The organism is Pseudomonas sp. CLCA07, assembly GCF_053615335.1.
The window spans coordinates 442,228-455,137 of sequence record NZ_CM132131.1; the positions used below are offsets into that span (position 1 = coordinate 442,228).

A 12,910-nucleotide genomic window follows, 5' to 3' on the forward strand; every position below is an offset into this window, starting at 1 on the left:
CAAGCCCGCGCAACCAGCCGGGAGAGGTGGCCACCAACATAGTCGAAGCTGAACAGTCGTTCAACAGAAAAGTCGCGATGCTTCGCGTTCAGCTCAAACAGGTCGTTTTCACGACAGTCGCGACGTTTTTCAATTGTAAGGGATCCATGAACCCCACATTCAAAGTCGCAAGTTGATCCCCCGATGCTGTGCTCCCGATCTCTTTCTAGAGCCTGCACGTCATGATGCGACCCGATGCAAAAATGGAAAAAGTGTATCTGTACCCCAAGCCGGTGGATTTTCGAAAATCCATTGACGGTCTCGCTGCCCTGGTCGAGCTAGATATCGAAGTCGCTATGTTCGACCCGGTGCTTTTCGTCTTTCTGAATCGCCACCGTAATCGAGTGAAAATCCTCTACTGGGAGCGCAACGGCTTCTGCCTTTGGCTCAAGCGCCTGGAGTCCGAGCGATGTAAAACATCGCCCGACGCCAGCGACGAGGCCATCGTGCTGAGCGTCCAGGAATTGAATTAGTTGCTCGACGGTTTTGATCTTTGGCGCAACCGTCCACATCAGGTTTTGACTCCAAGATTCGTCGCCTGACGGGTATGATCCAAGGCATGCCATCCATGCCCGACGACCTTCCCGATGACCCAGTGCTTCTCAAGCAAATGCTGCTTGATACGTATGAAGCTTTCGCTCGCGAGCAGGAAGTTAAGCAGGCCTACGAAACCCACATCGTTGATTTGAAAGAACAGATCAAGCTGTTCCGCGACCGTATATTCGGTCGTAAATCCGAGCAGACGGTTGAGCCCAACACCCCGCAACTGGCCCTGTTCAACGAGCCCGAAAGCGAGCCGATGCTCGCCGTCGAGGATGCCGATGAAGAAGTCGTTGCTTCAGCTCCGCGCCGTGGCAAACGCAAGCCACTATCGGCTGATCTGCCGCGTATCGAAGTCATCCACGAACTACCCGAACACGAACTGACCTGTGCCTGCGGTTGCCGCAAACACGCCATCGGCGAAGAAACCAGCGAGCAACTGGACATCGTGCCGATGCAGATCCGGGTGATCAAACACATCCGCAAAGTCTATGGTTGCCGCGGTTGTGAAACGGCTCCGGTCACAGCTGACAAACCCGCTCAGTTGATTGAAAAAAGCATGGCCAGTCCGAGCGTGTTGGCGATGCTGTTGACCACCAAATACGTCGATGGCCTGCCGCTGCATCGTTTCGAGACAGTGTTGAGCCGACACGGTATCGATATCCCGCGCCAGACCTTGGCACGCTGGATCATCCAGTGCGGCGAGCACTTGCAACCGCTGCTCAATTTGATGCGCGACCGGTTGCTGGAGAGCCCGGTCATCCACTGCGATGAAACCCGCGTTCAGGTACTTAAAGAACCGGATCGAGACCCGACCAGCCAATCCTGGATGTGGGTGCAGGCCAGTGGCCCGCCGGATCGAAAAGTCGTGCTGTTCGACTACACCTCCAGCCGGGCGCAGGAGGTGCCGTTGCGCCTGCTGGAAGGTTATCGCGGCTATGTCATGACCGACGATTACGTGGGTTATAATGCGTTGGCGTTGCAGCCGAGCGTGGAACGTCTGGCGTGCATGGCCCATGCGCGGCGCAAGTTCGTCGATGCTCAAAAAGTGCAGCCCAAGGGTAAGACGGGACGTGCCGATATCGCGCTGACAATGATCAACAAGCTGTATGGCATCGAGCGTGAATTCAAGGACGCCAGCGATGAACAGCGTTTTACTGGTCGTCAGGAAAAGAGCTTACCGATCCTGGCCCAGTTGAAAGGCTGGCTGGAAAAAACGCAGCCGCAGGTGACACCGCAAAGCGTACTGGGCAAGGCCGTGAATTATCTGGCCAACAATTGGAGCCGACTGGAGCGTTACGTAGAGGCTGGTTTTTTACCGATCGACAACAACCCGGCGGAGCGTGCAATAAAACCGTTTGTGATCGGGCGCAAGGCATGGTTGTTTAGCGACACGCCCAAAGGTGCGACGGCCAGTGCGCAAATCTATAGCTTGGTCGAGACCGCCAAAGTTAACGGCCAAGAGCCCTATACGTGGCTGCGCCATGTACTGGAGCGGTTGTCGTATGCGCAGTCGATGGCGGACTACGAAGCACTATTGCCATGGAACTGCTTGCCAGAGATGTCACGGTAAACACAAAGCGCATCTACCTTTAGGTGTGCTTTATGGATCGGATACAAACGAACTTGGGGTGAAATGCTGCAGGATGACAGGAGCCTGGCGATTCCCCCATTAACGGCGGGTCAGGAGGACGATGACAGCCGGCACTGAAAATGGCGGCATAAAAAACACGGCTGACGCAACAACTACCTTGCAAAACGCCGAACGATCTCTGTCAATCCATAGCTAAAATAAAATCCATACGAAATTAATTTATCCGATGAGTATCTCACATCGCCCTTATTTCCAGTGCCTCTAAACATTTTTCGCACGAGATATGGCACGAATATAGGCAGGCACAATGGAAAATTAAGTTTTCCAGCCGGCAAGCCTGCTTTAGCAGCTTGATAAAGCGCCCATAAACCAGCATACGTATTAAGCGGTTCATGATCACATGAAACAAAAAAGCACTCAGGAGATAAAAAATCTTTGCCCATAAAAAAAACAGCAGCAGCCGCTACATCATCCGCATGAACAATATGCGCACACTCGGCACCTTTTATAAATAGCTTTAGACGGCTTATAATATTAGCGTTTATTGCTAGACCTAGTGCTCCCGGCCGATCCGAATCAATCACATTAGTAGGACGAAGAATGACAACGCTGGCGCCGTTAATACCTTGTTTAACAAGTTTTTCCGCAGCCAACTTGCTATGCTCATAATCATCCTGCGGATGACATAGCGTGTCTTCAGTGACAATTTTTTGATTGGTTCTGCCAACAACACCAGCACTACTCATATAACAGAAGTATTTAATTTTTTCAGCGCGGCACGCCTTCAAAATCTGCTCCGTGCCAATCACGTTCGCCTGCCACATAGCTGAAGGTATATTTAGCTCAGCAGCACAGTGAAAAACCGATTCAGCACCAGCAATGAACTTGACAAGCATTGACTCATCACTCACATCACCTTTGTAGTGCGTTACATTAGGCTCATCTGCATGATATTGACGACTCAAAACTCTGACGTCATAGCCAATTTCTACTAGCGCACTTACAATTCTTCGGCCAACCATGCCGGTTCCGCCAGTCACACACGCTATAGCTCTAGACATAAATTATCAAACATCTTATTAGTTAATTTGATTTCAATACAATTAAAATAAAACCATTACGCATTCCGCTATCGCTCTGATACTTACCTCAATCAACCGAATCCTTAACGTAAAAATAAAATATCAAACCGGATAATTATTTTGACAACATGAAGCTTCCAGAAAAACTACAGCCCCAGCAGCAACATAAAGACCAGATGCATTTACAGTAAATCTATCTCTTCCAAAAAGCAACTAACTTCCGCACATTCATAATACTGCGCCTACCGCCAGAAAACAAAAGCTTAAAGAACTCAAAAGAGCAATTAAAATACCTGAATGCAATGATCGGTTTACCCGCACGTAAGAAAAAACAAAACAGTGAGTAAGAGTAGCCCACCTTGATTAAGGCGCCATCAATTATTTCACCATAAAAATTATTAAAATAAACAGCAACTTTATACGTATTTCTATCAAAACCAACCCTCCCCGCATCGGTAGAAAAATGCGATGCGCTAACAGGCAAAATTCGATAAGTTGCTAATACCTCAGGTATATATCCAAAATCATATCGACCAGCAACATACAGCCAAGCCACATAGTCTTCCATTTTGGCATTGGTTATTTTTGCATGTTTGGCATAACCAAAAACAGCCTCGGCTTTAAGCATTACTGTGCAGGTCTTGTAAGGATTCCCCCTTAACAGACTTTTTTTTACATCACCGGTAGGCGGCGAGAAGCCTCTGGAAGCATCATGCGCAATTATAGTTCGACCTGTCTCCTGGATAAGAATATCAGTATCGCTGAACACTGCTCCACATTTTGGATTTTCGCGCATATAGTCAAACTGCTTTTGCAGTTTCTTATCATCATTCCAGAAATCGTCGCCTTCGCATACAGCAATAAATTCGCCAGACGCGTATGAAAATGCAAGGTCAAAAATTTTCACACCTTGCGAATACATATTTTTTGGCTGTCGAATATATTTTATTCTACCTGGATATTTTAGACATAATGCACAAACCACTTCACCAGTCTTATCAGTCGAAGAATCATCATGTACGACAATTTCATATTCAAAATCGGCCTTCTGAGACAGAAAAGACTCTATTGCCGAAGCAATATATAATTCATGATTATATGTAACACATACAACACTTACAACTGGCTTGCAATACTCCAAAACCTAACCCTCCACTTTATAAATATGAACACTTTTAGCCCCACCAGAAAACTTGAATACCATAAACAGCAAGAACATAGCTACTAGATAGTAAAACGCCGAGTACTGTCTATAATAAAAAACCCCCCAAGATACAATCTGAAAAACCAGAATAAACAACAGAAAATTAGAAAATGGAAAAGTCTTGGTTCTTTTAATGCAAAGCAAAGTGACTCTCGCTAGTAGAAACATAAAAAAAGCCGCTAACAACATTCCAAGTTTTCCGAAATCATGTAAAAAAGAACCAATAAACGTTGGAAATACCCAAGGAATAACACCTCGATCGAGAAAATATTGAAACCAAACCTTATGATCAAGTGGCGTAAATACATCGCCAAAAATCCACGACTTTAATTCAACCACAGGTTCGAATGAGATTGCCCCATGCATTGCTGGAGGGTCTATCATGTAATGCGCATTAAAATTAAAGACCTGCTGCCCAGCATAGTCAAACAAAGCAAACAACAATGCTGCAGACCCATCCCCACCGAACCTTGACACTGAGATCTGCATAAAAACGATAAGTGCTGGAATAATCATAAGTAAAGCACCAATCAAAATAATTTTTTTATTCTCCCGATTCATAAACCCCCTAAATAATAAAAACAAGAACACAAGTGACATAATCCAAAAAACAACCCCATCCCTACCCGCATAAGATAGAATATAAAAAATATACGCAGTGCTCGAAACAAGGTGCAGCAGCGCTATTGACCTCCTCCCTGGATACCCTTCTGACAAGTTCAAAAAAGCAAAAACGATATTCAACAAAAACAAGTTTGCAACCAATGAAAAAATTGAATTAATCACCCCAAATTGACCTAGGGATGAAATATCGCCTGCAGAAATCAAAATCCTATTTGCATCAATATCACCAGTCAATGCAGAAACAGCGCTCACTGTAAAAAAAACCAAAGCAGAGAGTGATAACGGAATTAGCGAAAACTCTAAAACCCTCAGAAACTTAAAATTACTCAGTTCAATGCAACAGAAATCACGATCTCTAAACCTGAAGAACCCCAGAAAAACCAAAGAAAGTGCGAATGTAAAAATTAGTACCGGCTCCAATTCAACATTATAACTATCATAGTACTCAAAAAAACTGTCTAAAATAATTGCGCAAAATGACGAGGCCACATATATTAAAATCAAATAACTAACAACGCCGAATCTGAAATTATTTACTGACTGGTAAATAACAAATAACAAAACAAAAACAAAAAACGGGATAAATATCATTACTTAACACCTAAATTTTTAAAAAGATCCAAACCCCATATAAATTTAGCGCAGAATGCCATGCACGCAAAAACAGCCCCCGACACAAATATAACGTAAGCTAAAGCTCTAACGCTTGTTGATTGATCAATCCCGAATACGCCTATCAGTAAAGCCACCCCAACGCCAGGTGCGATTATTTTCACTACATCATTAATTAACCAAACCCCATGTAGTCCCGACTCAAGCTTATAGTGTACAAATGCAACCCAACCTAATAGAAAAAAACAATTTGTTGCCAGCCAAACATAACCTGCTCCAACCCCGCCGAAATGCGTAGCCGCCAAGACTATGCTTGGAATAAGGATTACAGTCATACCTGCATTACCAATGAGGTGGTAGCGTAAATTACCTTTGGCATATTGCAGGTAGTAGGAAAAGGCTGCTATTGCGAGTAACCCATTACCGACAGCATAAAGGCGAAGGACGGGAGCGGCACTTTCGGCCAGCTGCCGATCACCGGTCCAAGCAAAGAGCAGTGGTTCAGCGCAGCTGGCTAGAGTGATAGCTGCGGAGCCGGCGATTATGCTTACCAACTGAGTTGAATTTCGATAGACACGGATCAATTCGTCATTTTTACCTTCTGCGTGCAGTCTGGCCATGCGTGGCATTATGGCGCTGCTAATAGGACCGCTAATGACCATGATGCCGCTGGCGACTAGTACCGCCAAGGTGAAAAAACCATACTCTTCCAGAGGTAAAATGCCAGAGAGCACCAGTTTATCGCTTTGCGTGACCAGCACCCACACCGATGAGGTGAAGGCTATGGTCAGAGCAAACTTCAATATCGGCCGGATCGGTTTGAATGACCAACCGATGGACTGGCCAAGCGTTTCACTGGCAGGCAAAAGGTGTTGGCATTTTGAACCAAGCCCGATGATTTCAATAAGGGCGACCAAAAGCTGATAAACAAAGAAAACAAAAGGCGTAAAGCCGAAATACCACATTACCGGCAGTACGACAACAAAACGGAGAGTCGCGACCAAAGCACTAAAGCCACTCAACCATACCAACTGCTCGGAGCCGGTAACAACACCGCGGTAAAGGCCGCACATCCAACGCATGGCTACGTTGATTGCCATGATTTGCACTGAAAGAGTCACTACATCAAGCGGTAGTTTTTCTACATTAAGCCAACGGGTGGCAACCAAACCGGACAGTAGATACAATCCAGCGCCGCCCAAAACAGCGACAAGCATGAATATCAGGCTGAGCGCGCGGTAAAGCTGACGATACGCCAGAGCAGGCATCGTACCGCTATGGTAGCGTGCGGTTTCACGAGCAATGGTAGGCGTCAACCCCATGTCAAGTAACCCGAACCAAGCCTGCAACATGGTGAAGAAGCCAATTAGACCATAGGCCTCTGCGCCCATATACTTGATATACAAAGGCAAAATAAGTATGCCTATCAAGGTGACGTAAATCTGACTTATATAGCTTGCAAATATGTTACGCCTCAGAGACAAGATAGATATCAACCTTAATAGTTTAGCATGAATAAATTACAGAATTTTACCCGCCACATATCATGAGGAAGTTAAAGTCACGAAACAAAAAAGCAGTATGAGATCTTATATTATTCGATTTAAATACATATCTGGTTTTTTAAAAAAGCCTGCTCCAATGCCAGCAAGTCTCTTTTTCTTTCCTTGATTCTTCGGACGGGAACACCTGTGTAAATCCCAAACTCCGTACAACTTTCAGAGACCAAACTCAATGCGCCAACAGCGACACCTTCGGCAAGAGTTACACCAGGAAGAACGATGCTGCCACAGCCAATAATCACATGACGGCCAATAGTGACATCTGCGAAATTGATGTTGGTAAACTCCTCGGAAACCATTGGATTGGTCATACTGGAACCACTATAGTCATCATTACTACTATAAATTGCAACTTTCGATGAGATGTTACTGAAGTCGCACAGAGTTATTTTCCCGGCACCGATGAGCGAAGTGTATACAGCAATATGAATATAGCACCCGATTTCAATACCACCGATGCCCGCAGAGAGCACGCAGAAGTCATCGATCCGCACATTATTTCCAATGACGATGTTTGCGCAATTATAGTAGGCGGCTTTGTCGGAAAGGCGCGAATTTTCTCCTACATGGGAGAACCCCATCTGTTCTATTTGTTCGCGGCTGAGCAGTCCCATCTCAAGCAGCCCTCACGACATGGATAATTCGGGCGAGATCATCACTGGTGATATCTGAATAAATTGGCAGGCAAAGAACCTTCTCGGAGATCTCATTAGCTACAGGGAGGTTGTTGCGCTGCGCCGATAACATGCCCCGATACATTGGGAATTCGCTGATTAGCGGATAAAAGTATCGTCGTGAAAAAATATTGCTATCTTTAAGTTTCTGGTACAACTCATCACGACTTAAAGGGTGATCCGACTCAATTAAAATCGGAAAATACGAGTAGTTCGCAGCGGCCTGACTGCCGCCCTCTACGATTCGAATACCGTTTACCCCCTGGAGTTCCTCACGATATATCCTGTCAACTTCGCGCCGACGGGCAATTACTTGGTCGATATGCTTGAGTTGCAATAAGCCAAACGCTGCATTGATTTCACTCATTTTCCCGTTAATACCGGGAGCGACCACGGTGATTTCATCAACAAAACCAAAGTTCTTCAATTGATCAATACGTTTCTTGGTCTTGGCATCTGGACAAATAATTGCCCCACCTTCAAAGGTATTGAAGACTTTTGTAGCATGAAAGCTCAGCACACTCAGATCGCCATGCCGCAAGATGCTGCCTCCGGCATCTTTTACACCGAAGGCGTGAGCGGCATCGTAAATCACGCGTAAGTTATAGTTGTCCGCGATCTTCTGAATAGCCTCGACGTCGCAAGGATTACCGTAGCAATGCACCGGCATAATGGCGGTAGTCTGCGGAGTAATGGCAGCTTCGACCTTTGCAGGATCGAGGTTAAGGGTGTGAGGATCGATATCGACGAATACTGGCTTGATGCCATTCCACAGCAGTGAGTGGGCGGTGGCAACGAATGAATACGGTGTAGTAATGACCTCGCCAGTTACGCGCAGTGCCTGCAATGCAGTGAGCAACGCAATGGTACCGTTATTGAACAGCGCAATATGCTCGACACCGAGGTAGTCGCATAGCTGCTGCTCCAACTGCTGATGCATTGGGCCGCCATTGGTGAGGATTTTTTTGTCCCAAATTTGCTGCAAATAAGGGATGAACTCTTCCAGCGGCGGCAGGTAGGGCTGGGTGACGTAAATCGGTTTTTCGCTCATTACTTGTCCTCGACCAACGACAATAGATACTGACCATAGCCGTTCTTGCTCAGAGACTGGCCAATGCCACGCAGATTGTCCACGCTCAACCAACCATTATTAAAGGCAATCTCTTCCAGGCAGGCTACCTTGTAGCCTTGGCGCTTCTCGATAGTTTCCACGAAATGCGCCGCTTCCAGCAGGCTTTCGTGGGTACCAGTATCCAGCCAGGCGAAGCCACGGCCGAGCAACTCTACGTGCAAGTCTCCTCGCTCCATATACGCCTGATTAATGCTGGTAATCTCCAGCTCGCCACGCGCAGAAGGTTTGACTTTTTTGGCGATATCAATCACGTCGTTATCGTAAAAATACAACCCAGTCACGGCATAGTGAGATTTTGGTTTGAGCGGTTTTTCTTCGATGGAGATGGCGCGCTTGTGCTCGTCGAACTCAACCACACCGAAGCGCTCCGGGTCCTTGACCTGGTAGCCGAACACGGTAGCGCCTTTGCTGCGGGCAACTGCCGCGCGCAGCATGGGACCAAAACCTTGGCCGTAGAAGATGTTGTCTCCCAGCACCAGGCAGACGTTATCCTGGCCAATAAACTCTTCACCAATGATGAAGGCTTGGGCCAAGCCATCCGGCTTGGGCTGCACCGCATAGCTAAGGTTGATGCCTAGATCGCTGCCATCCCCAAGTAAGCGCTGAAAACCACTAATGTCTTCTGGTGTGCTGATTAACAAAATGTCACGGATACCCGAGAGCATTAGCACCGACAGCGGGTAATAAACCATCGGTTTGTCATAAACCGGCAGCAGTTGTTTGGACACGCCCTTGGTGATGGGGTAGAGCCGGGTACCGGAACCACCGGCGAGGATAATGCCTTTCATGTACTGCTTCCTTATGCCTTAACGCCCAGGCGCTCACGTTGATAGCTGCCATCTTGTACGCGGCGGCACCATTGCAGATTGTTCAGATACCACTCAACGGTCTTACGAATCCCAGACTCGAAGGTCTCGATGGGCGTCCAGTTAAGCTCGCGCTGAATCTTGCTGGCGTCGATGGCGTAGCGCAGATCGTGGCCGGGGCGGTCTTGGACGTGGGTGATCAAGCTGGCGTGCGGGCAATGTGGCGAGTCGGGCCGTAACTCGTCGAGCAGAGCGCAGAGCGCATGCACCACCTCGATATTTTTTTTTTCGTTATGACCGCCGATGTTATAGGTTTCGCCGAGCTCGCCTTCGGTGACTACCTTGTACAGCGCGCGGGCGTGATCCTCGACATAGAGCCAATCACGAATCTGATCGCCTTTGCCGTACACAGGCAGTGGCTTGCCTTCCAGGGCGTTGAGGATGATCAACGGCACAAGCTTTTCCGGGAAGTGGTACGGACCGTAGTTATTCGAGCAATTGGTGATCAGCGTCGGCAGCCCATAGGTACGACTCCAGGCGCGTACCAGGTGGTCGGAACTGGCCTTGCTGGCTGAATACGGCGAGCTGGGCGCGTAAGGCGTGGTTTCGATAAACAGTTCGGCTGGATCGTCGAGATCGCCATACACTTCATCGGTGGAGATATGGTGAAAGCGAAACCCGGCTTTGCGGCTGTCGTCCAGACCTTGCCAATACTGGCGAGCAACTTCCAGCAAGGTATAGGTGCCAACGATATTGGTCTCAATAAACGCCGCGGGGCCGTCGATGGAGCGATCAACGTGACTTTCCGCCGCCAGATGCATCACGGCATCGGGATGATGCTCGCGAAACACTCGCTCAACTTCGGCGCGATCGCAGATATCCACCTGTTCGAAGGCGTAGCGCTCGCTACCGATGATGTCAGCCAGTGATTCGAGATTGCCGGCGTAGGTGAGTTTATCGAGGTTGACTACCGAATCATTGGTGTTGCGAATGATCTGGCGAATAACCGCAGAACCAATAAAGCCGGCGCCGCCGGTGACGAGAATTTTCATTCTTCACTCTTTTTAGCTGTTGCGAAGCGTTATCAGTTTACTTGCTGGCGACGCTTCGCCGACATGCTACGAATCAAGGCAATAAACACACCTAGCATACCGCCAAGAACAACCCCAAGAGCCAGTATCAGCGCTTTTTTAGGTTTGATTGGAGTGTCGGGAGCTTCGGCAGTATTATCCAAGGTGAAAACCGCAACGTTAGTTGGACTCACGCTAACCTTGGATAGAAAATCCAGTTGATTTTCAAAATCGCGTAGACCGGCTATAAATGGGTCGTCATTCGTGCGGCTTTGCAGCACTGCCAGTTCGGCGCGAATGGCCTTGGCACCGCGCATATACATCAAATTGCCATCAACGAACTGCTCCAACTCACCATCCGACGATGTTCTGCTGGCTTTGACCTGCGGCGCTTGCACACCCACTTTATCTGCAACGGTTAAAGCTTCATGCAGGCGAGCGATGCGGTCTTCACGAAGTTTTCTGGCACTCTCGCGCAATACCTCAATTCGACTCTTGATCGACTTAACTCGCGTACTGATTTCAGTCGTGGCTGTATCAACCATATCTTGCCGAGTCTTGGCCGCCGCCAGTTCGACGTACAAGTTTGCCCACTCTGCCGCCCTGCTCGACACTGCGGACTGCGCTGCCACTTCGAATCGACCTGGGTTGTTCTTAACATCAGGATTGCTGATGACCAGTTTCTTGTTTAGAGCCTCCCGAAGCTGATCCTTTGTTTTTGAGCTTGCGTCAGCTTCCTGCGCGGGAAGATAGACCTGCTCGAAAAAGCTATTGCGCTGCCCCTCTGAGCGAAGGTTCTGAGTAAACATGGAATAAACTTTTTCCACAGTAAATTCTGGCAGCCCAGCCTCCGCTCGCCCCAGATTATAGCCAACGATATCTGCCAAGCGAGGCGGCAACAAACTGGTTTTTGCCTCGTAGACTGCCGCGGACAAAAAGGCATAACTAGCGGCTACGACTGCAGTCAACAGCGTCACAAGAGCAATCAGCAGCTTTTGCTTCCATAGATTCTCAAGCAACTCAGCTAAATCAATCTCGTCCGAGGGTTGGTAGCTGTTTACGGGTGGGATCTGACTCACTGAAACTCCGGATCAAGAAAAAATCAATATCGTCAGCTCAGCAATGGGGGTGGGGATGGGGATGGGGACTAAAAAATCCGCTCGCAATCCTTTGATTCTTTGACCTGGATAACAGCCTCTCCTTGAGACGCTCCAAAGAAGAGATTCCTCACTGCCGACACGAACTATAAACTCAGCACGGCATTCTCTCAGATATGCGAACTATTACAAGACTTGACAGACCAGACGCAAAACTGACCTTACCGCCAGTCCCTACAACGCCATTACTCCTCCTCATTCACCCGATCCCGCAACTCCTTCCCCGGCTTGAAATGCGTAACGAACTTGCCATCCAAGCTTGCGCAATCGCCGGTCTTAGGGTTACGCCCGACCCGTGGCGCACGGAAATGCAGGGAGAAGCTTCCAAAGCCACAGGATAGATCAGCCCGGATACTGCGTCGCCTGCAGGTTTTCCCGGGCCTTGGTGACGTAGGCGAGCGTCACCGCCACGGCAGCCATTGCCACTGGGTTGAAGCTAAATACCAAGCCCGCCAAAAACGCTGTGACGGTCGCCGCCAGGCGGCCCTGCTGGACGAGTTGCAACCTCGATTCAGCGTCCATTCAGTTTCTCTGCGCGGCCGTCAACTCAGACACAAGCTGTTGAGCCGTCGGCAGCTTGGTGAATACAAGTGCCCCGTCGATCGCGACAGCCGGGACCGTGAGAACGCCCAGCTCCACCGCGTAGTCGATGTTCTTAACGATGTCGATCTCGCTCCAAACCGCTCCGCCGGGAAACGCTGCGAGCACGACGTCCTTGAGGTCGAGCCTGGACACGCTGCAGTTGCCGCATCCATCAGCATAAAAGACTTCGATCTTCATTGTTCAGCGTCCACGGGCACATGCTTCAGCGCAT

At 48.3% G+C, this 12,910-nt stretch carries 13 protein-coding genes and 1 pseudogene; 2 read left to right on the plus strand and 12 right to left on the minus strand.

The window, feature by feature from the left end; all coding sequences use genetic code 11:
* Positions 1 to 221 precede the first annotated feature (221 nt).
* Together tnpB and tnpC are read left to right on the plus strand one after the other, a co-directional pair.
* Positions 222 to 512: an IS66 family insertion sequence element accessory protein TnpB gene (tnpB, locus tag ACWGZX_RS02090; RefSeq protein ID WP_452627088.1), complete on the plus strand. Its 291-nt coding sequence runs from the start codon at positions 222 to 224 to the stop codon at positions 510 to 512.
* 86 nt (positions 513 to 598) lie between these two features.
* Positions 599 to 2,152: an IS66 family transposase gene (tnpC, locus tag ACWGZX_RS02095; protein WP_452627089.1), complete on the plus strand. Its 1,554-nt coding sequence runs from the start codon at positions 599 to 601 to the stop codon at positions 2,150 to 2,152.
* A 173-nt stretch (positions 2,153 to 2,325) separates the two neighbouring features.
* On the opposite strand, the gene ACWGZX_RS02100 is transcribed toward tnpC, so the two are convergent.
* The 12 genes and pseudogenes from ACWGZX_RS02100 to ACWGZX_RS02155 form a co-directional block, all read right to left on the minus strand.
* On the minus strand, positions 2,326 to 3,213 hold the full coding sequence (locus ACWGZX_RS02100) for an NAD-dependent epimerase/dehydratase family protein (RefSeq protein WP_452627090.1): 888 nt from the start codon (positions 3,211 to 3,213) through the stop codon (positions 2,326 to 2,328).
* Between the two features lie 235 nt (positions 3,214 to 3,448).
* Entirely contained in the window at positions 3,449 to 4,396 is a 948-nt protein-coding gene (locus ACWGZX_RS02105; RefSeq protein ID WP_452627091.1) for a glycosyltransferase, read from the minus strand.
* A 3-nt stretch (positions 4,397 to 4,399) separates the two neighbouring features.
* A complete protein-coding gene (locus ACWGZX_RS02110; RefSeq protein ID WP_452627092.1) occupies positions 4,400 to 5,674 on the minus strand; it encodes an O-antigen polymerase in 1,275 nt (424 codons plus the stop codon).
* Positions 5,674 to 7,191, minus strand: coding sequence for an oligosaccharide flippase family protein (locus tag ACWGZX_RS02115; protein WP_452627093.1), 1,518 nt, complete (start codon positions 7,189 to 7,191; stop codon positions 5,674 to 5,676). Before ACWGZX_RS02115 ends, ACWGZX_RS02110 begins: the two co-directional genes overlap by 1 nt.
* A gap of 107 nt (positions 7,192 to 7,298) precedes the next feature.
* Complete coding sequence (locus tag ACWGZX_RS02120; RefSeq protein WP_223517277.1) at positions 7,299 to 7,871, minus strand: acyltransferase; 573 nt, start codon at positions 7,869 to 7,871, stop codon at positions 7,299 to 7,301.
* A 1-nt stretch (position 7,872) separates the two neighbouring features.
* Positions 7,873 to 8,982 carry a DegT/DnrJ/EryC1/StrS family aminotransferase gene (locus ACWGZX_RS02125; protein WP_452627094.1) on the minus strand — a complete coding sequence of 370 codons (1,110 nt, stop codon included), beginning with the start codon at positions 8,980 to 8,982 and terminating at the stop codon, positions 7,873 to 7,875.
* Positions 8,982 to 9,851: a glucose-1-phosphate thymidylyltransferase RfbA gene (gene rfbA / locus ACWGZX_RS02130; RefSeq protein WP_452627095.1), complete on the minus strand. Its 870-nt coding sequence runs from the start codon at positions 9,849 to 9,851 to the stop codon at positions 8,982 to 8,984. Before rfbA ends, ACWGZX_RS02125 begins: the two co-directional genes overlap by 1 nt.
* A gap of 11 nt (positions 9,852 to 9,862) precedes the next feature.
* Positions 9,863 to 10,921, minus strand: a complete 1,059-nt coding sequence (gene rfbB / locus ACWGZX_RS02135) for a dTDP-glucose 4,6-dehydratase (RefSeq protein ID WP_452627096.1) — start codon at positions 10,919 to 10,921, stop codon at positions 9,863 to 9,865.
* Between the two features lie 32 nt (positions 10,922 to 10,953).
* Entirely contained in the window at positions 10,954 to 12,018 is a 1,065-nt protein-coding gene (locus tag ACWGZX_RS02140) for an LPS O-antigen chain length determinant protein WzzB (RefSeq protein WP_452627097.1), read from the minus strand.
* A 263-nt stretch (positions 12,019 to 12,281) separates the two neighbouring features.
* Positions 12,282 to 12,428: pseudogene (locus tag ACWGZX_RS02145) on the minus strand (HU family DNA-binding protein); the annotation flags it as partial.
* A 10-nt stretch (positions 12,429 to 12,438) separates the two neighbouring features.
* On the minus strand, positions 12,439 to 12,618 hold the full coding sequence (locus ACWGZX_RS02150) for a hypothetical protein (protein WP_223517286.1): 180 nt from the start codon (positions 12,616 to 12,618) through the stop codon (positions 12,439 to 12,441).
* Positions 12,619 to 12,876, minus strand: a complete 258-nt coding sequence (locus ACWGZX_RS02155) for a thioredoxin family protein (RefSeq protein ID WP_452627098.1) — start codon at positions 12,874 to 12,876, stop codon at positions 12,619 to 12,621.
* Positions 12,877 to 12,910 lie beyond the last annotated feature (34 nt).